This window comes from Bradyrhizobium sp. S3.3.6, assembly GCF_040546905.1.
Classification (GTDB): Bacteria; Pseudomonadota; Alphaproteobacteria; order Rhizobiales; family Xanthobacteraceae; genus Bradyrhizobium; species Bradyrhizobium cytisi.
On sequence record NZ_JBEPOT010000002.1, the window covers coordinates 464,879 to 487,773 of the forward strand.

Annotated in this window: 19 protein-coding genes; 14 read left to right on the forward strand and 5 right to left on the reverse strand. The window is 63.5% G+C overall.

From position 1 onward, the window contains the following. Positions 1 to 82: 82 nt before the first annotated feature. From ABID59_RS06830 to ABID59_RS06845, 4 genes are all read left to right on the forward strand, one after another. Positions 83 to 2,680 carry a diguanylate cyclase gene (locus ABID59_RS06830; RefSeq protein WP_354082854.1) on the forward strand — a complete coding sequence of 866 codons (2,598 nt, stop codon included), beginning with the start codon at positions 83 to 85 and terminating at the stop codon, positions 2,678 to 2,680. A gap of 105 nt (positions 2,681 to 2,785) precedes the next feature. After that, entirely contained in the window at positions 2,786 to 4,228 is a 1,443-nt protein-coding gene (locus ABID59_RS06835) for a DASS family sodium-coupled anion symporter (protein WP_354082855.1), read from the forward strand. A 250-nt stretch (positions 4,229 to 4,478) separates the two neighbouring features. Further along, positions 4,479 to 5,597 (forward strand): methionine ABC transporter ATP-binding protein, encoded by a 1,119-nt coding sequence (locus ABID59_RS06840; protein ID WP_354082856.1) that lies wholly within the window; start codon positions 4,479 to 4,481, stop codon positions 5,595 to 5,597. After that, positions 5,587 to 6,252, forward strand: coding sequence for a methionine ABC transporter permease (locus ABID59_RS06845; RefSeq protein ID WP_354082857.1), 666 nt, complete (start codon positions 5,587 to 5,589; stop codon positions 6,250 to 6,252). Before ABID59_RS06840 ends, ABID59_RS06845 begins: the two co-directional genes overlap by 11 nt. Positions 6,253 to 6,258: 6 nt before the next feature. Here ABID59_RS06845 and ABID59_RS06850 read toward each other — a convergent pair whose 3' ends face one another. Then, positions 6,259 to 7,242: a helix-turn-helix domain-containing protein gene (locus ABID59_RS06850; protein ID WP_354082858.1), complete on the reverse strand. Its 984-nt coding sequence runs from the start codon at positions 7,240 to 7,242 to the stop codon at positions 6,259 to 6,261. Positions 7,243 to 7,424: 182 nt separating this feature from the next. Here ABID59_RS06850 and ABID59_RS06855 point away from each other — a divergent pair, with 182 nt between their 5' ends. Then, on the forward strand, positions 7,425 to 8,621 hold the full coding sequence (locus tag ABID59_RS06855) for a serine hydrolase domain-containing protein (RefSeq protein ID WP_354082859.1): 1,197 nt from the start codon (positions 7,425 to 7,427) through the stop codon (positions 8,619 to 8,621). Positions 8,622 to 8,635: 14 nt separating this feature from the next. Further along, on the forward strand, positions 8,636 to 10,630 hold the full coding sequence (locus ABID59_RS06860; protein WP_354082860.1) for a primary-amine oxidase: 1,995 nt from the start codon (positions 8,636 to 8,638) through the stop codon (positions 10,628 to 10,630). Here the strand turns inward: ABID59_RS06860 and ABID59_RS06865 are convergent. Further along, positions 10,627 to 11,199, reverse strand: coding sequence for a helix-turn-helix domain-containing protein (locus ABID59_RS06865; protein WP_354082861.1), 573 nt, complete (start codon positions 11,197 to 11,199; stop codon positions 10,627 to 10,629). The genes ABID59_RS06860 and ABID59_RS06865 overlap by 4 nt on opposite strands. A gap of 189 nt (positions 11,200 to 11,388) precedes the next feature. Between ABID59_RS06865 and ABID59_RS06870 the strand changes: the two genes are divergently transcribed. After that, positions 11,389 to 12,204 carry a hypothetical protein gene (locus ABID59_RS06870; RefSeq protein ID WP_354082862.1) on the forward strand — a complete coding sequence of 272 codons (816 nt, stop codon included), beginning with the start codon at positions 11,389 to 11,391 and terminating at the stop codon, positions 12,202 to 12,204. Here the strand turns inward: ABID59_RS06870 and ABID59_RS06875 are convergent. Then, on the reverse strand, positions 12,201 to 13,076 hold the full coding sequence (locus ABID59_RS06875; RefSeq protein ID WP_354083115.1) for an SMP-30/gluconolactonase/LRE family protein: 876 nt from the start codon (positions 13,074 to 13,076) through the stop codon (positions 12,201 to 12,203). The two genes, ABID59_RS06870 and ABID59_RS06875, sit on opposite strands and share 4 nt — an antisense overlap. A gap of 35 nt (positions 13,077 to 13,111) precedes the next feature. Continuing rightward, positions 13,112 to 13,771, reverse strand: a complete 660-nt coding sequence (locus ABID59_RS06880) for a GntR family transcriptional regulator (protein ID WP_354082863.1) — start codon at positions 13,769 to 13,771, stop codon at positions 13,112 to 13,114. A 229-nt stretch (positions 13,772 to 14,000) separates the two neighbouring features. Here ABID59_RS06880 and ABID59_RS06885 point away from each other — a divergent pair, with 229 nt between their 5' ends. The 7 genes from ABID59_RS06885 to ABID59_RS06915 all read left to right on the forward strand — a co-directional run bounded on the left by ABID59_RS06885 (position 14,001) and on the right by ABID59_RS06915 (position 20,698). Beyond that, on the forward strand, positions 14,001 to 15,020 hold the full coding sequence (locus ABID59_RS06885) for a TRAP transporter substrate-binding protein (protein ID WP_354082864.1): 1,020 nt from the start codon (positions 14,001 to 14,003) through the stop codon (positions 15,018 to 15,020). 74 nt (positions 15,021 to 15,094) lie between these two features. Then, complete coding sequence (locus tag ABID59_RS06890; protein ID WP_354082865.1) at positions 15,095 to 15,604, forward strand: TRAP transporter small permease; 510 nt, start codon at positions 15,095 to 15,097, stop codon at positions 15,602 to 15,604. 61 nt (positions 15,605 to 15,665) lie between these two features. Then, positions 15,666 to 16,946 carry a TRAP transporter large permease subunit gene (locus ABID59_RS06895; protein WP_354082866.1) on the forward strand — a complete coding sequence of 427 codons (1,281 nt, stop codon included), beginning with the start codon at positions 15,666 to 15,668 and terminating at the stop codon, positions 16,944 to 16,946. A 31-nt stretch (positions 16,947 to 16,977) separates the two neighbouring features. Next, on the forward strand, positions 16,978 to 17,472 hold the full coding sequence (locus tag ABID59_RS06900) for a type II 3-dehydroquinate dehydratase (protein WP_354082867.1): 495 nt from the start codon (positions 16,978 to 16,980) through the stop codon (positions 17,470 to 17,472). 16 nt (positions 17,473 to 17,488) lie between these two features. Next, positions 17,489 to 18,145 carry a hypothetical protein gene (locus ABID59_RS06905; protein ID WP_354082868.1) on the forward strand — a complete coding sequence of 219 codons (657 nt, stop codon included), beginning with the start codon at positions 17,489 to 17,491 and terminating at the stop codon, positions 18,143 to 18,145. Next, positions 18,145 to 18,963 carry a sugar phosphate isomerase/epimerase family protein gene (locus tag ABID59_RS06910; protein ID WP_354082869.1) on the forward strand — a complete coding sequence of 273 codons (819 nt, stop codon included), beginning with the start codon at positions 18,145 to 18,147 and terminating at the stop codon, positions 18,961 to 18,963. Before ABID59_RS06905 ends, ABID59_RS06910 begins: the two co-directional genes overlap by 1 nt. Positions 18,964 to 18,979: 16 nt before the next feature. Then, entirely contained in the window at positions 18,980 to 20,698 is a 1,719-nt protein-coding gene (locus ABID59_RS06915; protein WP_354082870.1) for an FAD-dependent oxidoreductase, read from the forward strand. Positions 20,699 to 20,937: 239 nt separating this feature from the next. On the opposite strand, the gene ABID59_RS06920 is transcribed toward ABID59_RS06915, so the two are convergent. Beyond that, positions 20,938 to 22,842: a DUF7380 domain-containing protein gene (locus tag ABID59_RS06920; RefSeq protein WP_354082871.1), complete on the reverse strand. Its 1,905-nt coding sequence runs from the start codon at positions 22,840 to 22,842 to the stop codon at positions 20,938 to 20,940. Between the last annotated feature and the right edge of the window lie 53 nt (positions 22,843 to 22,895).

The window sequence follows — 22,895 nt, forward strand, 5'->3', positions numbered from 1 at the left end:
ACCCATTCTCAATGCCGCCTGCGATATCCACCCCGCATGTTTCTGCCCAGGGGTGGGCGCTTGTGGTTAAGGGATTGCAGCCATGGCATTGCGGGGCATGTTGGGATCGGCGCGGACGCGAACCATCGCCGCGACCGGTGCCATTCTCGTTGTTGGGCTTTCGCTGACCTTCGCGGCGCGCGTGCTGTCCGAAAGGATGCTTGCCGCCGACATGCAGCGCCGCTTCAGCGCCGACGCCGCCGATATCTCCGCAGCCGTCGGTGAACGCCTGCGCACCCATGCCGAGGTGCTGGTCAGCATGCAGGGGCTCTATGCCTCGATCGGCGGCACCGTCGACCGGGCGCAGTTCCGCCGCTACATCGACGTGCTCGACCTCGGCCGCCGCTATCCCGGTTTCCAGGCGCTGCAAGCGCTCCGTCATGTCACACCAGACGGTCTCGACGCATTCCTTGCCGAAGTGCGCGCCGACGGCAGCGTGGATTCCGCAGGCCAGCCCGATTTCGCGCTGAAGCCGCCCGGCAAGCGCGCGGTCTACGACATCGTCGAATTCGTCGAGCCGATACGCGGCAATGAGGATGCGCTCGGCTTCGACGCCGCAGCCAATCCGGCGCAACTCGATTCCCTGCGGCGTACGGCCGAGACGGGCCGCATCGTCGCGACACCGCCGGTCAAGCTGGTGCAGGATCGCTCGGGCGGCCTCGGCTTCATCCTGCGCGCACCGATTTATCGCGCGGGCGAGCCGGCCCAGACCCCGTCGCAGCGTGTTGCCGTATTGCGCGGTTTCGTCGCCTCGGTCTATCGCATGAACGATCTGATGCGCGGCGTGCTCGATCCGCGCTCGCTGCAGCAGATGCAGGTGCAGATCGTCGATCGCGGCTATGCCAAGCAGGCCAGGGACGGCACCATGAGCGGCGAGGCGGAGGACCCGACCGCGGCCTCGACGCTGATGTACAACAGCACCGAGCCGAACGTCAGCCTGGTCTCGCAAGTCGCCGAGCCCGGCGGCGTCGCGGCCGATCGTTCGCTGGTCGTCGGCGAGCGGGTCTGGCGCCTCGTGTTCAATGCCCGGCCGGGATCGATCTATGCGGTCGACCATGTCGTGCCTGATCTGGTGCTCGCCAGCGGAGCCGTGATCACGCTGCTGATCGCGTTGATTGCGGGCATTGGCCTCCGCTCGCGCCGGCTGTTTGGGAACCTCATGGCGCTCGACGCCGAGCAGCGCGCACTGGTCGACAATCCCCTGGCCGGCATCCTGTTCACCCGCGGGCACAAGATCCTGCGCAGCAACCGGCGCGTCGCCGAGTTGTGCGGACGATCGTCCGACGAGCTCCAGAACGAAACGGTGGAATCGCTGCTCGCATCCGACGCCGACAGTCAGGTCTTCGGCGCGACGCTGACCAAGATCCGCGACAGCGCGATGGCGAGCGCCGCGCAGCTTCACCTGCGCCGCAAGGACGGCTCCACGGTCCTGATCGACGCCTATGGCAAGCCGCTGCCCTCGGGGCGCGGCGGCGAGGGCGAGATCCTCTGGATCGTCCAGGACAAGACCGACGTGATGCTGGCGGAAGCCGAACGCGCCGAGCATGCCAGGCAATTGCAGGACACCAACGCGCGGCTGACGTCATCGCTGAAGGCATCCGAGATCCGCACCAAGGAAATCGCGCTTTTGACCGAACTCTCCGGCGTGCTCCAGTCCTGCCAGAAGCCGGACGAGATCTTTGCGGCCGTGGAAACCTATGCCGGCTTCCTGTTTCCCGACGAGGCCGGCGCGCTATACCTGATGAACGATGCCCGCGACGGCGTGACCCGCGGGCCGCGCTGGGGCGAGGTGACCTCGACCGCGCAGGCATTCGCTCTCGACGATTGCTGGGCGTTGCGCCGCGGCACCAAGTTCCCGGTCTCGGAGGCGAGCCAGGGCCTCGTATGCGGCCACGCCTGCTGCGAGGCCGGAATCGGCACTTACCTCTGCCAGCCGCTGATCGCGCAGAACACGCTGCTCGGCGTGCTCTATCGCGAGGCCGCCGGCACGTCGTTTGCCGACGATACCGATCAGCTCGCAACGATGCTGGCCGAGCAGATTTCGCTGGCGCTCGCCAACCTGCAGCTTCGCGAGCAGTTGCGCAGCCAGGCCATCCGCGACCAGCTTACCGGGCTCTACAACCGCCGTTTCCTCGAGGACGCGCTGGCGCGTGAATCCGGCCGTGCGATGCGCACCGGCGAGACGATGGCGCTGCTGATCATCGACGTCGACCATTTCAAGAAGATCAACGACACCTTTGGCCACGAGTCCGGCGACGCGGTGCTGCGTGAGCTCGGCACTGTGCTCGAGAAGACGATCCGCAAGACCGATATCGTCGGCCGCTTCGGCGGCGAGGAATTTTTGGTGCTGATGCCGGGCGCCGATATCGATGCCGCGCTCGCGCGCGCCAATGCCGTGCTCGATGCTGTCAGGGCGATGCATGTCGAAATCCCCAACGGCGCGCCGCTGCGCCACATCACGGCGTCGATCGGCCTGGCCGTGACGCCACTCCATGTGCCGAAGGGCGACATGCTGGTAGCGGCTGCCGACGCTGCGCTGTATCAGGCCAAGGGGCAGGGCCGTAACCGAGTCGTCGAATCCGACCGCCGCTCTCTCATGGCACCGCCGGCGCCGCTCGCCAAGACGGGTACAGAGGGCTAGGCGGCTTCGCGCAGGCATTGAAACGCCCGCCGATCTGTGCCGTAACAGGCTTTGGCGGCAGCGGCTCGGTCAGCGATCCCGCGCGCGCCGCGGGAGGGACCGAGAATGCATCGCTGGAAGCTGATCGCGCCGCTGGTGGTATGGCTGGCGATTTATCTGTGGCCAGTGCCGGCAGGTCTCAACGTCAATCAGTGGCACTATTTTGCCGTGTTCGCGGCCGTCATCACCGGGCTGATCCTGGAATCGATGCCGGTCGGCGCGGTCGGCCTGATCGGGCTGACGGTCGCCGGCGTCGGCGGCTATATCGATGCCGATCCCGGCAAATCGCTGCGCTGGATGCTCGCCGGCTTTGCCGAGAGCACGGTGTGGCTGATCGTCGGCGCCTTCGTGTTCTCGATCGGCTATCGCAAGAGCCAGCTTGGCCGGCGCATCGCGCTGGTGCTGGTGCGGCGCCTCGGCACCAACACGCTCGGCCTTGGCTATGCGGTCGCGATGTCGGACTTCCTGCTTGCACCCGCAACGCCGTCCAACACCGCGCGCAGCGGCGGCATCGTCTATCCCATCATCAGCAACATCCCGCGCATCTACGGCTCCGAACCGGGACCGACCGCCGGCAAGATCGGCACTTACGTGATGTGGACCGCCTTCGCGGCGACCGCGATCACGAGCTCGCTGTTCTTCACTGCGCTGGCACCGAACGCAGCAGCACTCGCGATCGCCAAGAAGACGGTCGGCGTCGATGTCAGTTGGGGCCAGTGGTTCATCGGCTTCGCGCCGCTCGGCATCCTCCTGATGATCCTCGTGCCGCTGCTCAGCTACGCGATCTGCCGGCCGGAGGTGAAGCGCAGCCCCGAGATTTCCGAATGGGCGGCGAAGGAGCTCGCGGAGATGGGGCCGATGTCGCGCAACGAGTGGATCATGCTGGTGCTGATTATCCTCGCGATGTTCCTGTGGATCGCGGGCTCGAGCCCGGACATCCACGTACCCTTGCTCGGCTCGAACTTCGTCAATGCCACGACCGTCGTCTTCATCGTTATCTCGCTGATGCTGGTCACCGGCGTGATCGAGTTCGCCGACATCGTCAGCGAGAAGAGCGCCTGGGAGGTCTTCTTCTATTTCACCTCGCTGTTGACGCTGGCTTCGGGACTGAACGAGATCGGCTTCATCAAATGGTTCGCCAATGAATTCGCCAAGCCGCTCACAGGGCTCACGCCATCGACCGCGATGATCCTCTTGGTCGCGCTGTTCTTCTGGATCCACTATTTCTTCTCGAGCATCACCTCGCATGCGGCGGCCGTGCTGCCGGTGGTGCTCGCTGTCGGCTCCGGCATCCCCGATCTGCCGGTCCCGACACTCGCCGCGCTCTGCATGTATTCGCTCGGCCTGATGGGCGTGATCTCGCCTTACGCGACAGGGCCGGCGCCGATGTATTACGGCAGCGGCTATATCGGAAAGCGCCAGTTCTGGGGTTTTGGGCTCATCTTCGGACTGCTTTATTTCGCCGGGTTACTTGTGATTGTGATGCCCTGGCTCGCAATGGTCCGGTAAGCCCGCCGCAGGCGGATACCCCCGGCAGATGAATTTTCTTTCCAGCCGGGGGATTGGGAAAACTTCGCCCAACTCCCCGCAAATATCTGAAATTGCAAGAAAGACCGGAAAAGGCGATGGTGTGTTGCAGCGCAGCGTCGCCGTTGGGCGACTGCCTTGTTCCACCCTCCGTCGCTTGGACAGCGAGAGACCTTGTTTTCGTGCGCCTTCCGGGCGACCGAGCTAAATATCGTGCATGAAAGCCGCTTCCATGAATGCGCACCCATCGCTGGTGATCGGAGAGCCGGTCGAGATCCAAGACGCCGCGGCTCAGCCGGAGGCGATGGTCCGGTTCGAGAATATTTCGAAGACCTATCCGGCCTATCGCGGCAAGCCCGGCGTCAACGCGCTGCAAGGCATCGACTTCGAGATCGCGCGCGGTTCCATCACAGGCGTGATCGGCCGCTCCGGCGCCGGCAAGTCAAGCCTGGTTCGGCTGATCAACGGCCTGGAGAAGCCGACCACGGGACGCGTGGTTGTCGATAACGGAGACATCTCGGTGCTCGCGGGCCGCGAGTTGCGGCTGGCGCAGCGCTCGATCGGCATGATCTTCCAGCATTTCAACCTGCTGTCGTCGCGCACCGCGGCTGACAACATTGCGCTGCCGCTGGAGATCGCCGGCTGGTCAAAAGCCGACATCCGCGCGCGCGTGACCGAATTGCTCGACCTCGTCGGGATCGCCGACAAGCACGACCGCTACCCCTCAGAACTGTCCGGCGGCCAGAAGCAGCGCGTCGGAATTGCCCGGGCGCTGGCGACGCGGCCGAGCGTGCTGCTGTCGGACGAGGCGACCTCCGCGCTCGATCCGCAGACCACGCGCGCCATCCTCGATCTGCTTGCCAACATCAATCGCGAGCTTGGGGTGACGATCGTGCTGATCACCCATGAAATGTCCGTCGTGCGTCAGCTGGCCAAGGAAGTCGTCGTGCTCGATGCCGGCCACGTCGTCGAGAGCGGCCACGTCGCCGACATCTTCACGCACCCGAAGCATCCGATCACGCAGTCCTTCCTGGCCGAGGTGACCGGCGACAGCCTGCCGGTCTCGCTGGCCAGCCGGATCGTGCAGGAGCCAGGCAGCCAAGCCGTGATCCGTGTCCAGGTGCGCGGGGCAGGGGCCGGCGACACGCTGATCGCGCGGCTCGCCCGCGAGCTCGGTCTCGATGTCTCGGTGCTGTCGGCGCGTATCGACGAGGTCGGCGGCCAGCACGTGGGATCGCTGGTGCTCGGCATACCTCTTGGCATTTCTCGCGGCGAAGACGCGGCAACGCGCACGCTGGCCTGGCTGTCTCAATATCAATTCTCGGCGGAGCGTCTCGGCTATGTCGCCTGAACTCATCAACCTGATTATCCAGGCGACCTTCGAGAGCCTGTACATGGTCGGCATCGCGGCGCTGCTCGGCACCGCCTTCGGCCTGCCGCTCGGCGTGTTTCTTGCGACCAGCCGGAAGGGCGAGCTGTTCGCAGCTCCCGCCGTCAATCGCGTGCTTGGCATCGTCGTCAATGCGACGCGCTCCACGCCCTTCATCATCCTGGTGGTCGCCATCATCCCGTTTACGCGACTGATTGCCGGCACCTCGATCGGCTCGACCGCGGCGATCGTGCCGCTGACGATCGCGTCGGCGCCGTTCATCGCGCGGCTTGTGGAAGCCGCGATCCGCGAGGTCGATGGCGGCCTGATCGAGACTGCGTCCTCGTTCGGGGCCTCGCCGATCCAGATCGTGTTCAAGGTGCTGATCCCCGAGGCGCTGCCCGGCCTGCTGCTGGCGCTGACGCTCGCAGTCGTCAGCCTGCTCGGCTATTCCGCCATGGTCGGCGCCGTCGGTGGCGGCGGGCTTGGCGATCTCGGCATCCGCTACGGCTACCAGCGCTTCATGCCGGAGATGATGCTGGCCGTCGTGGTCGTGCTGATCGCACTGGTGCAGCTGGTTCAGAGCGCGGGCGATTATCTGGCGCGCCGGGTCAACCGCCGGCTGCGGCACGGCTGACAGGAGTCAGGCGGTAAGCTTCGCGCGCCGCAGCGTCTCCGAGGGAAGCTCGGAGAAGTGGCGCTTGTAGTCGAGCGAGAACTGGCTGAAGTGCCAGAAGCCATGCTGCACGGCGACGTCATAGACTGACGTCCCGGCGCCGCGCTTGAGGTCGCGACGGACGCGGTTCAGCCGCATCGCGCGCCAATAATGCATCGGGCTCGTGCCCAGAACTTCCTGGAAGCAATAGCCGAGCTTGCGTGGGCTGGCGCCGACGGCCTTGCAGACCTCAAGCAGGGAGAGGGAGCGGTCGCCGCTGCCATGCATCAGCGCGCGGGCGCGGTCGACCGTGCGCTTGCGCGCTGCGGCGTTGCGGCCGGGATCGGCAGGGCGCGCCGTCGGCAACATGTCCATGATCTCGACGAGGAGGGCATCTTCCAGCGCCTGCCGGGCCGCCGGATCGTCGAAACGCCCGGGCGCCTTTGTGATGGTCTCCTGGATCGCCGTGAGAAGCTGGCGCAGCCGCGCGACCGGCGCATCGGCCATCTCCATCGCCCGCAGCTGGTGCCAGACCGCGCGTGGCAGCTCGATGTCGAGGTTGGCAGCCAGCTCCTCGATCAGCGCCGCGCTGGTGACGACGCCGCGAAACTCGAATGCCTTCGGCGTGCACATGTCGACTTCGGCATCGATGCAGGCGATCACCTGAGTGCCTGCGACGCTGGCGCCGTTGCAATTAATCTCGCCGTCGCCGTGCCAGCGCAGGCCGATGCCAAAGCTGCCGGCACCGAGCTGGCCGTATTGGCGGACCTGCTGGCTGGTGATCTCGCGAAACACCTCGACGCGCGGCAGGGAGAGCTGGGTAAAGCTTCCCGTGAATGCGCCGGCACTGATCTGGTCGTAGCTCAGCCGCCAGCGGCCGAGCGCCGCGCAATGCTCGTCCACATCAGTGCTGCTCGCCTGAAATAGGCTGGCAGCCGAGTCTTGAATCGGAAGAGTTGCGCTTAAGGCCATGATAGCATGTGAGAATTTGTTGGCCGCGTCGCCAGCAGGAACCACGCCAGACTGGCATGGCTATCGCGCCTGTCCAGCAAAATATTGCCGGATCTCGATAACGCCCGATGGGGCCGGCGTGCAGTCTTCCCATTGCCATTCCCGGCATCGGGGCCGGGATCGCGTTCTGCGGAGGGATCGAGATGCGACCGACCGAGATCATGCGCGGCAGCCCGCCCACGCCCGAGGCCCAGGTAACCCGTGCCAATTGGCGCAGCTCTCCAGCCATCCGCTGGGGCTTTACCCATGTCCGCGAAGTTCTGCCGACCGCCGAGGTGCGCCGCTCGGCGCGGCCGACGCCGATGCCCAGCGCGCCACGCGAGCTGGCAAAGCTCGGCTTCACCGCGCCCGACGGCAAGGCGACCACGATCGAGGCCACGCTGCGCGAGACCTTCGCCGATGCGTTGCTTGTCATGCATCGCGGCACGCTGATCCACGAATGGTACGGCGACGGCATGAGCGTGACCACGCCGCATCTGATCTGCTCGATCAGCAAGTCGATCGCCGGTACGCTCGGCGGCGTGCTGGCCGCGCGCGGCCTGGTCGATCCGGAGGCGAGGGTGGTGCGCTATGTGCCGGAGCTCGAGACCTCGGTCTATGGCGGCTGCACGGTGCGCAATCTCCTCGACATGACGGTCGCCATCAAATTCGAGGAGGATTATGAGGACCCGGCCGGCGATGTCGCGCGCTACCGCTTCTCGTCAGGCTGGGACGTGCCACCGCCCGGCGTCGAGCCTGGCCATCAGCGGGCCTATCTCGCCACGCTCCGCGGCACCGGAAAGCCGCATGGCAAGGTGTTCCACTACGTCTCCACCAACACCGAGGTGCTCGGCTGGGTCTATGAGCGCGCCTGCGGCATGCCCTACCATCGCATCCTCTCCGAATATCTCTGGCAGCCCTTGGGCGCCGAGGAGGACGGCTCGCTGACGCTGGACAGCCACGGCATGGGCCGCCTCGCCGGCGGTATCTCCGTCACCGCGCGCGACCTGCTGCGCTTCGGCGAGATGATGCGCAATCGCGGCGTGGTGGAGGGGCGGCAGGTCGTACCGGGCTGGTGGATCGACGACATCCGCGAGAACGGCGACCCCAAGGCGTGGGCCGATGGTGACCTCGCCGAGTTCTTCCCGGGCGCGCGCTATCGCAGCAAATGGTTCACGATCGATCCGGCGCGCAACGCGCTCACCGCGATCGGCATCCACGGCCAGCACCTCTATGTCGATCTCGACTCGGACACCGTCATCGTCAAGCTCGCGACGCAGCCCAAGGCGATGGATGTCCCGATCGACCAACGCTGGTTCGCGGCCTTCCGCGCCATCACGACACATCTAGCTCCGCGCTGACGTCAGGACATCACATGCTCGATACCGTCAAAGAAAGATCGTCGACGCAGACCGCCACGCCGCATCCGCTCGATCCGCTGACGGCGGAGGAAATCACGGCAGCCTGCACGCTTGTACGTACCGCTGCGACCTCGCCCGAGAACTGCCGCTTTCCGACGGTGCGGCTGGAGGAGCCGACCAAGCAGGAGCTGGCCGCAGGCGGAACGCCGCGCCGCGCCTTCGCGCTGACGCTCGACGTGATGACGGGCGAGGCGATCGAGCACATCGTCGATCTCGCACGCAATGAGATCGTCGTGCGGAATGTCATTCCGAACCGCGAGGCGCCCTATGGGCAGCCATCGGTGATGCTCGAGGAATTCTTCAAGTGCGAGGCCGTCGTCAAGGCCGATCCCGGCTGGCGCAAGGCGATGGTTCGACGTGGCCTCACCGATGAGGATATCGAGCTGGTCCAGGTCGATCCGTTCTCGTCGGGCTTCTTCGATTTCGCGTATGAGCGCGGCGCGCGCATCGTTCGCGCCGTCAGCTTCTTTCGCGAGCACCTCCAGGACAACGGCTACGCCCATCCGATCGAGGGTGTCGTCGCCGTCGTCGACCTGATCGGCGGCAAGGTCATCGATCTCACCGATGCGGACCCGATCGTGCCGATCCCGCGCAAGAAGCGGAATTATGGCGCGCATGAAGTCACCAATCCGCGCACCGACATCAGGCCGCTGCATATCGAGCAGCCCGAGGGTGCGAGCTTTCGCGTCGATGGCTGGAAGGTGGACTGGCAGAAATGGAGCTTTCGCGTCGGCTTCACGCCGCGCGAGGGGCTGGTGCTGCATCAGCTCGGCTATCAGGACGGGATGCGCAAGCGGTCGCTGATCCATCGCGCCAGCGTCACCGAGATGGTGGTGCCTTACGCCGATCCGACCGCGAACCATTTCTGGAAGTCGGCGTTCGATGCCGGCGAATACGGGCTCGGCACGCTAGCCAATGCGCTCGAGCTCGGCTGCGACTGCCTCGGCAACATCCATTATTTCGACGTGCCGGCCGCCGACAACAATGGAAAACCCTTCGTCATGCAGAACGCCATTTGCCTGCATGAAGAAGACTACGGAATTTCCTGGAAACACTACGAATTCCGCAACGGCCTGTTCGAGGTCCGCAGATCCCGCCGGCTCGTGATCTCGTTCTTCGCCACCGTCGGCAATTACGATTACGGCTTCTACTGGTACCTCTACCAGGACGGCACGATCCAGCTGGAGACAAAACTCACCGGCATCATCCAGACCGCCGCCGTGCAGCCGGGCGAAAAGTACAAATGGGGCGGCATGGTCGACGACAATCTCGGCGGGCCGACGCACCAGCACTTCTTCAACGTGCGCCTGCACATGGACCTCGACGGCGGCGGCAACACCGTCAGCGAGCACGATTTCGTGCCCCGACCCTGGGGCCATGATAATCCGCACGGCAACGCGTTCGACACCACGACGCGCGTGCTGTCACGCGAGCGCGATGCCGCGGCCATCGCCAATGGCGAGACCGGCCGGTTCTGGAAGATCAGCAATCCCAACGAGACCAATTCGGTCGGCAATGCGCCCGCCTACAAGCTCGTGGTCAATCCGAGCCCGCTGATGCTGGCGCAGGAGGGCAGCTACGTGCGCAAGCGCGGCGGCTTCGCGACCAAGCATGTCTGGGTCACCGCGTTCGATCGGGACGAAAAATACGCCAGCGGCGATTATCCCAACAACCATGCCGGCGGCGATGGCTTGCCGCGCTACGCCGCGCAGAACCGCAACATCGAGAACACCGATATCGTGGTGTGGCACTCCTTCGGTCACACCCATATCTGCAAGCCCGAGGATTTTCCGATCATGCCGGTCGAGTATGCCGGCTTCACGCTGAAGCCGACCGGCTTCTTCGCGGCCAACGCCGCCGGCGACATCCCGCCGGAGCGCAACAGCCGCAGCGTGCTGGCCGGTGATCCGCAGAACGCGGACGGCGCCTCGTGCTGCCACAAGGGCTAGCGGAGGAGGGGCTCGAATTTGTCGCTGGCGCCCAGCCCGGCCGGCGGCATTGCGATCGACGCCGGACCTGCCACGAGACTGTCGAGATCGACCAGCAGCAGATCGGCCATGTGGGTGAGCTGGTGCAGAGGGATGATTATCTCACCACTTTCGGCGCGTGAGACGAACTCGGGCGAGACGCCGACGAGGTTCGCAATCTGGGCCTCGGTATAGCCACGCGCCTCGCGCGCGCCTTTGACCTGAGCGCCAATATGCTGCCTGTGCAAGGCCTGCTCTTCCTCGGTCATCATGAGCGCCTGCTCATCCGCGCTGGCGACGCCATCGGCGAACGCGACGCCGAGCAGGCGGCGCTTCTGCCAGGCCACGCGGCAGGTCTTTCGCAAGCCGTCGGCAAAGACCAGCGTGGCCTCTTTCGGAAACGCCAGCGACCAGTCGAGCTTCAGCCGTGCGCCGGTGCCGGAGACATCAGCGATGGTGCAGGGAATGCTCACGGTGCCCCTGGCGCCGTCAAATTCGATGATCCCGGTCCTCGCCGTGGATTGCCTGGTCGCAGCGCGCAATTCGCTCATGGACGTCGCTCCCGGATGCCCGGCACTTGCTGAAGAATCTGCAGCCGATTTTACCTCTCGGGTTCCCTGCGCTCAATCGAACCCGGCAGGCATGGTGAAGGATTCGTTCTCGGACCCGAGCAGGATGAACCTTCCGACCCTGCACGGTCACAAAGACTGGAGATCGCTCCCAGCCTTCCGGAATTTGCAATGAGATCGCTCGCCGTGCTCTGCCTGCTCGCCTTCGCCGCGCCCGCACATGCGGCCACGCCCGAGCAGCACTATCTCGATCTGCGCGACCGCTACATCGCAAAATTCTCCAAAGCCAAGGAGAGTGATGAAACCTTCAACCAGCACGATGCGGCGCTCAACGAGCTGACCGGGATGCTGCGCGGCCTGGTCGGTCCCGTCACGATCAAGGGGCTGCCGGCAGAGGGCAAATCGAACGCCGACACGCTGTTCAAGGGCGACTCGGGCTTCGGCCATCTCGACGGGCTCGGTTTCGCCTCAGAGGGCGACAAGCTTCAGGCCGTGGTGACCACAACCACTTTGCTCAAGCACTGGCTGCGCGAGCACCGCGAGGACGGCATGCCGCAGGAGATCGATGCGGCGTTCAAGTCGGACCGCTTCTACTATCAAGCGATCCAGGACTCCGCCTTCGCCAAATATGCCGAGCTGCCGATCACCAAACCCGCATCCGCGAGCGTCGCGGTCGCCGTGCTCGGCGTGCGCGGCAATGGCGACCTGAAAGGGCCGCCGCACGAGATCGACGTGGTCGCGATCCAGGGCGAGAAGGTGTTCTTCCTCGCCGCAACCGAGGCCGTGAAAACGGCCGAAATCCCGACCTGCGAGAAGGTCTGGAAGCAGATGATGGCCAAAAAGGTCCCTCAGGATTCCATGGCTAGGGAAGACCAGGCGATGGACGCCTACACCAAATGCTTCGCCAGGGAGGCGCCGAGCCAGAGCTGGTACGCGGCAGCCGTCAAGAAGGCGCAGAGCCAGCTCGAGCTGCTGGCGCTGCGCTAACCGGCCAGGAAACGGTGTTCCGGCAGACCCTGCGCGACGCCGTGAATGGCAAGGACATGACCCGCCTGAGGCTCGACGCTGAGCTGCCGCTGATCCAGGAATTTCCGCGCCGTCGTCACGTACAGCGTCTTGAGCTCGCTGCCGCCGAAGCACAGGCATGTCGGATTGGTCACAGGCAGCGGAATCTCCATGTCGATCGTCCCGTCCGGCCGATAGCGCGCCACCCGGCCGCCCGAAAAGAACGCCGTCCAGAGCCCGCCGGCAACGTCGACGCAGGCGCCGTCGGGTCGCTCGTTCGAGGCGCTGTAATCCGCAAACAGGCGTCTGTTGCGGATCACGCCGTCATCGAGATCGAAGTCGAACGCCCATGTGCGGTATCGCCGGGTGTCCGTGAAATAGAGCGTGCGATTATCAGGCGAGAACGCAATCCCGTTGGTCACGATGACATCGCCGAAGATGCGTGCCACCTGTCCGTCTCCGGTCACGCGATAGAGCGCCCCATTCGGGCGATGTAGCTGATTGTCCATGGTGCCGATCCACAGCCGGCCACGGGCGTCGACCCGGCCGTCGTTGAGGCGGTTGTCGAGGCCGTATTCGACGTCGATGACGGTCCGGCGATGGCGGAGGGTCAAATCCTGCGCGAGCAGATGCGAACCGTCTGCCGCCAGGGCCTGGCTGCCGAGGAATTGGCAATCGTAGGAGGTCACGTGATGGGCGCCCGTCGCCGGGTCGAAGGACTGATGCAGCCTGCCGTCGATGTCGATCCACCACAGCTTGCGGGAACGGTCGCACCACAATGGCGTCTCGCCAAGGATATCCGTGCTGGCGATTGCGGTCTCGACCTTGCCGGAGGAAATCGAATTCATGGTCATGTCGACGATTTGATCTTGCAGGCAGGCGAGGGCGATCAGGCGTCCTTCCAGGAGGACAGGGCATGCGCGACGCAGCCATCGATGTGCTCGCTCAGCACGGCCCGGGCGCTCTTGATGTCGCGCTTCAACGCGCATTCCAGCAGCGCCTTGTGCTGGTCGATCGTCTCCGTGCCGCGATAGCGCAGCGCATAGCGGAAGTATTTGTCGAACACGACCGCGTGGGTATGCATCAACTCGCGTGAGCCGCAGCTCGAAATCAGCGCCTGGTGAAATTCACCGTCGTAGCGCTTGCGCAGCTCGGGATCGTCGCCCTCCCTCAGAACGGTGCGCTCGGTCGCAGCCAACTTGTGATGCGCCGAGACCACGCGGCCTTCCCACTCGACATCGCCGGCGCGGAACGACTCGGCCATGGCATGGTGCTCCAGCAGGATGCGCAGATCGGCGAGCTCACGCAGGTTCTGGATCGAGATCGGCGCCACCTCGAATCCGCGCTGGCCTTCGGCCACCACGAACCCCTCGGACGTGAGGCGATTGAGGATCTCACGCAGCGTCGAGATGCTGACGCCGTAGTCTTCCTTCATCGCATCGAGCCTGAGACGCCCGGAGGGCGTCAGCACGCCGAAAATGATGTCGGAGCGGATGCGCTGATAGCCGCTGTCGCCCGCCGACAAAGGCCGTTCCTCGAGTGCCGTCATGCCTTCTGATCCCGATTGTCCGGACCGCCGTTCGCCCTTGCTGCAGGCGAACCGTCAATGTTGCCAGCACTATAGCAGACTCAAAACATCTAACGTCTATAGAAATCTCATATGAAATTGATAATGTCGTTTGATATGAAAATATATCTATGATGTCTGAATAAGCTGAGGGTACGGAAAAATGAGCGCTTAAGCCGCCGTTCGTGCCCGAGGGAACAGGGAGGAAACGATGAGCTTGTTGGTACGGGCGCTGTCGGCGACGGCGATCTGCGTGGCGCTGACGGTCGGCGCATCCGCCGCGGATGACATCCAGGAGCGGACGATCAGGTGGGGGCACCTGAACAACACCGACCACCCCGTCAGCTTTGGCGTACGGAAATTCGCCGAGATCCTGCTGGCGAAGAGCGGGGGCAAGATGAAGGTCCGCGAGTTCGCGGCCTCACAGCTCGGAAACGAGTTGCAGCAGCAATCCGCGCTGCGCGGCGGCACTCAGGAGATGCTGTCGGCCTCGACGACATCGCTCGCGACGGTCGTTCCGGAATTTGGTCTTATCGATTTCCCATTCCTGTTCAACACGACCGAGCAGGCCGATGCGCTCGCGACCGGCAAGTTCGGCACGGCAATGCTCGATACCTTGCCGTCGAAGGGGCTGATCGGCCTCGGCTATTGGGGCCTCGGCTTCCGCAACGTCACCAACAGCACCCGCCCGATCACCAAGCTCGAGGATTTCAGCGGCCTCAAGCTTCGCGTGATTCCGAACCCGGTCTATCTCGAGACCTTCGGCGCCTTTAAGGCCAATCCGGTCCCGATGGCCTTCGGCGAGCTCTATTCGGCGCTGGAGACCCGCACCGTCGACGGCGAGGAGAATCCCTACACGGTCATTCTCTCCAACAAATTCTACGAAGTGCAGAAATTCGTCTCCGCCACCAATCACACCTTCACGCTGAACATCATTCTGGTGAGCAAGATCTTCTGGGACAAGCTGTCACCGACCGAGCAGCGCCTGATGCACGAGGCCTATGAAGAAAGCCGCGGCTACCAGAAGGAGCAGACGCGCGCTCAGACCGACAAGGCGCTGGCGGAGTTGCAGGCCAAGGGCATGCAGTACAACGCGATCGCTCCCGAGGAGACCGAGCGCATGCGCAAGACGTCGCAGCCGGTCGCGGACAAGATTGCTGCCAGTCTCCGTCCCGAGACCGTGAAGCTCTTCAACGACGAAGTCGAGCGTATCCGCAAGGACGTGAAGTAGCCGACTTCTTTCATCACGCGGGCGGCGGAGCCGGCCAATGGCCGGCTCACCCCTCATTTGCCGGGACGTCACGCATGGCGCGAGCTCTTGACCTCTATTGCAGCTTCCTGAAGGTCGTCATTGCCGCATGTCTTGCGGTCATGGTGGTGCTGGTGTTCGGCAACGTCGTTCTGCGTTACGGCTTCAACTCCGGCATCGCGATTTCCGAGGAGCTGTCGCGCTGGCTCTTGGTCTGGCTGACCTTCCTCGGCGCCATCGTCGCGCTGCGCGAGCACGCCCATCTCGGTGTCGATAGTCTGGTCCGGATGTTGCCGGCCTCCGGCAAGCGCATCTGCTTCGTCGTCAACTACTGCCTGATGCTGTTTGCCGATTGGCTGCTGCTCTCGGGCAGCTGGCGTCAGACCATCATCAACATCGACGACCGGGCGCCGGCGACCGGTCTGTCGCTCGGTATCTTTTACGCCGTCGGCGTGATCTTCGGCGCGTCGGCTGCGGTGATCCTTCTCTACGACCTCTTCCGTGTCCTCGCTAGGCAGGCCAGCGAAGCCGACATGGTGGCCATCAAGGAATCGGAAGAGCACTGATGTTGCCGCACCGAATCTTGCCGTTTGGCACGCGCATCCTGCAAACCACCAGGACCATGCCATGACGATTGCCGTCTTCACCTTCTCGCTGCTTGGCGCCATGGCGCTCGGCATGCCGATCGCCTTTGCGCTGATCGTTTGCGGCGTAGCCCTGATGAGCACGATCGACATGTTCGACGCCCAGATCGTGGCGCAGAACGTCATCAATGGCGCGGACAGCTTTCCGCTGATGGCCATTCCCTTCTTCATGCTCGCAGGCGAGGTCATGAACAAGGGTGGCCTGGCCAAGCGCATCGTCAATGTCGCTCTCGTTGCAGTCGGGCATTTTCGCGGCGGACTGGGTTACGTCACGATCCTGGCGTCCTGCATTCTCGCCTCGCTGTCGGGCTCGGCCGCGGCCGACGCCGCGGCTCTTGCGGCCCTTCTGGTGCCGATGATGGTGGCGGCTGGACACAAGAAGTCCTATGCGGCGGGCCTTGTGGCAGCCGGCGGCATCATCGCCCCCGTGATTCCGCCCAGCATCGGATTCGTCATTTTCGGCGTCGCCGCCGGCGTCTCGATCTCAAAACTGTTTCTGGCGGGCATCGTGCCCGGGTTGCTGCTCGGAGCAGGGCTTTGCCTCGCCTGGGCCTGGGTGGTGCGGCAGGAGAACCTGACGCCACCTCCGCGGGCCTCCTTGTCCGAGATGATGAAGGCCATCATCGACGGATTCTGGGCGCTGATGCTGCCCGTCATCATCGTGGTCGGTCTGCGTTTCGGTATCTTCACGCCCACCGAAGCTGCGGTCGTCGTCGCCGTCTATGCACTTTTCGTCGCGACCTGCATCTATCGCGAATTGAAGCTGTCGCAGCTTTATGAGGTGTTCGTGTCCTCCGCGGTGACGACGAGCATCGTGATGTTCCTGGTCGCGGCTGCGCTGGTGTCCTCCTGGCTCATCACCGTATCGGAGATTTCCGCACAGGTTGTCGATCTCCTGAAGCCATTCATGGGCAACAACACATTGCTGATGCTCGCGATCATGGTCGTGGTGGTGATCGTCGGCACCGCGCTCGACATGACGCCGACGATCCTGATCCTGACGCCGATCCTGATGCCGATCATCAAGGCGGCGCATATCGATCCCGTCTATTTCGGCGTGCTCTTCATCATCAACAATGCGATTGGCCTCATCACGCCGCCGGTCGGTGTGGTGCTGAACGTCGTTTGCGGTGTTTCCAGGATCAGCATGGAGGACATCATCAAGGGTGTCTGGCCCTTCATGATCGCGCAACTGATCGTCCTGTTCGCGATGGTCTTGTTCCCGGGACTGGTGACGATCCCGGCCAAGTGGTTCGGCGGCTAGTGTATCGGACATAACGGAACGGAGCAGGGCAATGGCCGCGAAAATCATGATCCTCAATGGGCCCAATCTCAATTTCCTCGGCATCCGGGAGCCGCATATCTACGGCCGGACGACGCTGCAGGAGATCGAGGCGAGCTGCCAGGCGCTGGCCGACCTGCTCGGCGTCTCGATCTCGTTTCACCAGTCCAACATGGAGGGCGAGCTCGTCGGCCTGATCCAGTCCGCTCATGGCAAGGCGGATGCGATCATCATCAACCCGGCCGGCTATTCCTTCACCTCGATCGCGCTGATCGATGCGCTGAAGATTTTCGAGGGCGTGAAGATCGAGCTGCATATCTCCAACATCCATGCGCGCGACGAGCTTCACCGCCACTCGATCACGTCGAGCGCCTGCACGGCCGTCATTTGCGGGCTGGGCCCATACGGCTATCTTGCCGCGATGCTCGCGGCCGTCCAAAAGCTCGGACAATTGCCTGCAACGATCCCGCCGGCTCTGCACGGGCTTGCCGCTGCGGGTCAGGCGTAAGCCTAAGGAGAACGCAATGCGCGGATCTGGATTTCTCGCCATCTGGAGCGACGTCGCGGCGCAGGACCTGACCGATTACCGGCACTGGCTGACGCGCGAGCACACCACTGAGCGCGTCACGACCAGGGGTTTCCTGGCATCGCGCGTCTTCCGCGCCGCAAGGAGCGACATCAACCGCTTCTTCATCCTGTACGAGCTGGAAACGCCCGAGGTCCTCGATGGCGACGCCTATCTGGCGCGCCTCAACGCACCGACGCAGTGGTCGCAGCGCATCATGCCCAAGCTCGGCAATTTCATGCGGGGCGGCGGCACCATGGTGGCGCGGGCAGGGCGCGGCGAGGGGGCTACGATCATCACGTTGCGGATCGAGACCTTGCCTGGAAATCCCCAAAAATTTGCCGAAGCGGTCGTTGGATGCGACGGGGTCGCCGCCTTGCAAATCGGTGCGACCGATCAGGCTCGGACATCGGTGCCAACGACCGAAAAGGGCATGCGCAAGAACGAGGGTTTCTTCTCAGGCCTTCTGTTGATCGAGGCGCTCGACGCCGCCTCGCTGCAGGCAGCCTTGCAGCAGGTGCGCACGATTGCGCCCGACGTTCTCGGCCGGGCGAGCGAGCCGGAAGTCTATCAAGGGATGTTCGCGCTCGACGCCCGCATCGCGGATTTCGGCTGATGGCAAGTTTCTCGCTCGCTGCCCTGACCGTGCTCGAGCTTGCGCCGCCCGAGATGATCGAGCTGGCGGCGCGCTGCGGCTACGAGACAGTCGGGCTGAGGCTGCTGCCGGCAACGCCGGGCGGAATTGCTTATCGCCTGATGGACGATGCGCCGCTGCTGCGGGAGACGCTGGCGCGGCTGCAATCGACGGGCGTGACCGTCGCCGATCTCGAAGTCGTTGCGTTCCGGCCGGAGACGAACGTTGCGTCCTTCACACCCTTCTTCGAGGCGGGTGCGCGCCTCGGCGCCAAGCATATCCTCGTTGCCGCCTACGATCCGGATCTGGCACGGTTTTCGGATCGCTACCGGCAGTTTTGCGAAGCGGCCGCAACGTATGGACTGACGTCCGATCTCGAATTCATGCCCTGGACCAGTGTTCCGGACCTCAAGGCCGCGATGCGGATCGTCGGCGATGTCGATCATCCCGCTGCCGGCATTCTGGTCGATGCGCTGCATTTCGATCGATCGCAGAGCTCCCTTGTCGATCTCCGCACCATCCCGGCGCGTCGGCTTCACTATTGGCAACTCTGCGACGGCCCGGCCGAACGTCCGGCCACGACGGAGCAGCTCATCCATGCCGCGCGTGAGGAGCGCATGTTTCCGGGCGAGGGTGCTATCGATCTTATTGGACTGACGAAGGCGATGCCGGACGACCTCACAATCAGCATTGAAGTCCCGACCGTTCAACTGGCGAAGACCGTTGATGCCGAAACGCGAGCGCGCCGGGCGCTCGCGGCGGGCAAGTCCGTGGTCGGTAGGGCGCGCGCGAATTCCTGAGGGAAGGGTGCTCCGGATGCCGCAAGGCGATCGCTCCTTTGCCGTCGAGACCGATCTGCTGGTCATAGGCGCCGGTGCGGCCGGCATGACGGCCGCGTTGGTCGGTGCCCTCGAGGGGCTCGATGTCATTCTTTGCGAAAAGTCGGACATGGTGGGCGGCACGACCGCGACTTCCGCCGGTACCGTCTGGATCCCGGGCAATCGGCAGGGACAACGCGCAGGCACCCCTGACACGATCGAGGCCGCGCGCACCTATCTCGCCGCGATGCTCGGCGCGCACGCGACAGACGAACGCCTGGACACATTCCTGAAAGTTGGCCCGATCGTTCTCGACTATCTCGAGCAGAAGACGACCGTGCAGTTCGCCGCACCGCCGGTCCATCCCGATTACAAGAACCTGCCGGGCGCCGCGATCGGCGGTCGAGCGCTCGGTGCGGTACCGTTCGATGGTCGCAAGCTCGGCAGCGACTTTGCCCGCATCAGGCCGCCCCGCCGGGAGTTCATGGCTTTCGGCGGCATGATGATCGGGAAGACGGACATTCCGCCTTTGCTGGCACCCTTCCGCAACTGGACGAATTTTCGACACGTCGTCGGCCTTCTCACGCGCTATGCGCTGGATCGAATCCACCACAGGCGCGGAACGCGACTGCTCATGGGCAATGCGCTTGTTGCCAGACTATTTGACAGCGTCCGTCGCGCCGGCGTCGGCTTGCGATTTGAGACAGCACTTCACGAGATCATCTGCGAAGGCGACGCCATCGTCGGTGCCGCCTTGTCGTCTCCGGGCGGAGAGGTGGCTATACGTGCCCGCAAAGGCGTGGTGCTGGCGACAGGCGGTGTCGGCTGGAGCCGTGACCTTCGTGAGCGGCTGTTCCCGGACGCCGCACGGCGCTTTTCGCTTGCGCCATCATCCAACACCGGAGACGGCATCCTCGCGGCCGAGCGTGTCAACGCCGTGATCGAGCGCGACCTCGAAAGCCCGGCCTTGTGGATGCCGAGCTCGGTGATGGCGCAGGCCGATGGCCATGTCTCGGTCTTCCCGCACATCATGCTGGATCGGGCCAAGCCGGGGCTGCTAGCCGTGAACAAATCCGGCCGCCGCTTCGTGAATGAAGCCGATTCCTACCACGACTTCGTCGCAGCGATGCTGCGCTCGAACGCGTCGGAAGCGTCAGCTACGCCGGCCTTCCTGATTTGCGACCGCAGCTTCATCAGGGATTTTGGCCTCGGGCTGGTTCACCCCGGGACCAGGAATTTGAGTGGCTTCCTCGATGCCGGATATCTGATGGAAGGCGAAACCATCGAGGCGTTGGCCCGCAAGATCGGCGTGGATGCCGACCACCTTGTGCAGACGGTCGAGCGATACAACGACTTTGCAGAAACCGGGATCGACGAAGACTTCGGCCGAGGCTCCAGCGAACTGAACCGGTTCAATGGCGATCCCAGGGGCAAACCGAATCCTTGTCTGCGGCGGATCGGGCCAGGACCGTATTATGCGGTGGCCGTCTGGCCGTCAGACCTTGCCAGCAGTGCCGGCCTGCGCACGGTTTCATGCGGGCGGGTCTCGTCTCGAGATGGGAAGATCATATCCGGCCTTTACGCGGTCGGCACCGATGCATCCTCGATCTTCCGCGGCACTTACCCGGGACCTGGCACAATGATCGGCCCCGCGATCGTATTCGGCTGGTGCGCCGCGATGGATGCTGCGGGAACGCTACGCAGGTTTCTCGCCTGAAGCGTGGCTCCAAATCTTACGTCTGAGGCCCGCTGCCGCCTCCAACCGCTTAGGCGGGTCGCCAACTCCAGAAGGACAAGTTCAGCAGACGCCTGACGAAGGCGATCGTGGCCGAGTTTGCTGAAGCTTTGACGAGTGTTTCACGTGGCTTGCCCGAGCAGATGACATCATCCAGCACGCAGGTTCACCGTTCTCTGCGTTCCGTTGCCTCGGGTATTGGCTACCTGCGGCTATCTTGGCTAGTTTGGCGCCGGTTCATCGAAAGGCAGCTGTAGCTCTTCCCGGTAATGAAACAGCGGAATCAGGCAAAGCCGGAAGATCAGCCAGTTGGCGTATATCGCATCGGGGCCGTAGGGGTCCCCGTCATGCAGCAAGCCATGCGACAGCGCATGCCGAAGATATGGGCCGGGCTTCTTCAGGAAGAGCCGTTCGATATCGGCTGTGATGGCTATGCCGAAGATCGTGTCCAGTTCGTTCCTCATCTGCTCAAAGAGGGAGGAGATCGTGCGATCCTGCTGCGTCTGTGTCGCATCGTCGAAGATAGTCACGTCGTGCCCATGCGTTTTCAGGACATGGCGCAACGAATTCTCCAGCAGGGGCGTCAAAATGTATAGCGCGGCGACGAAATCGCCCTGAAAGAAGCGCAGGAAGCCGCGACTGAACGTCCTGACCAGATCGCTCGGAACAAATGCACTATGGGCGAGAATTCGCGAGAATACGTCGTCCGACAAGAAATGATCGGCCCCGATTCCTTGACGGGCAGTCTCAATCTTTCCATACGCCGCGACCTGGCGGCGAATGCGTTCGTCCTGAGCGATTTGATGTTGAATTGCGCTCTCGTCGCCCTCATCGCCAAAGCCGGCCCCCTCAGTCCGGTGTACAACCTTCCCTTCGCTGTCATGATGTGACGTACCAAAAAGCGACGCCAACGGATGCTCGCGAATCGACTGGGAAGCTGTTTCGGCCAGCTCTGCGGGATCGGGTGAATTTTCTAAAGCGGCAAACACAAATAGTTTGTCGCGCAGGGTCGGCTGGCGCTTGACGCCTTGTTCGATCTGCCGAGCCATATCCTCAAGGTTGAGCGGAATTGAAAACCCTGACATTTCCTCGCCGATGCCTGCCTGAGCATCAACAAGCCGGTGCCGCAGTTCTTTTCTCCGGTCCTTTTTTCCAGGAACACCATGAAGTTCAGCAATGGCATTGGCTAACATCGATGAGGTCATCATCGCCACCGGTTGGCGATCAGCCATTGAGACAAATTGGTCGGCTGCGGCTGACTGACAGCGGTGCTTGTCGTCAGGTTGTTTGGCGAGATGGTAGGCACGCGCGCCTAGCCGCCAGAGTTCAACGATGCTGTGTGAATCGGTTTCAGCGGGCAGGGCACCAATCAAATCCTCGATATCTTTTCCGATGACAGCCGGATCAGAAATGCCGAAATCCAAGTCAAGTTCGCTAAACCAAAATGTAGGAACGGCAAGCGACTCTTGAACAGCCCGCGCGCGCAATTCACTTGCTAGCGTCCGAGCCGCCCTCGTTTCAGGCTTGTCCCATCCCACGGCCCGGCCAATTTGCAAGGCTCTCCGCAGGAGATCGCGGGCGTCGTGCTTGAGTGCTCCTTTGCCATCGTCGGACCGGAATGAAAGCGCTCCGCTCTCTACCTTCTTCAGGATATCGACATAGGCGGCAACTGCCGCGGTACCCAGGTCGGCTCGTTTTCGTTCGAGAAACCAGCAGACATCCGATAGGCGCGCCCGCAAAGCCGGATGCGTCGCGCGCAGAGCCGTGGTGGACAACACTTCGACGGGCGGGCCCCGAAAATCAGCAGCTACGGGCGACCGACGACCATCCGCAAAAATCACCATAGCGCCGAAGGGTTCGCCCCGATCCTTGGGCCGGAACAGCATCCCGGCAACAGCCGACAACATACGAAATACACGCGCGGCGGGGGCATCTTCCGTTTCATCAGCGGCTTTCCGAAACAGATCACCAAGTTCTTGGCTGTCTGCGCTTTTCGAGTCCGTGATCGGACTCTCGAATTCGAGGTCCGCAAGATCCGCGAGGGTGGCGCGCAGCCAAACCGGCGGAACGGCTTCCGTCGGTTCGTCTCGTTCCGGCTTTGCTTCCTTGTTCACCTCTTTATCCATAGAGTGTCTCAACTCGAGTTGGGAGGCGTCTAGATGAAAACATTAAAAGGCGC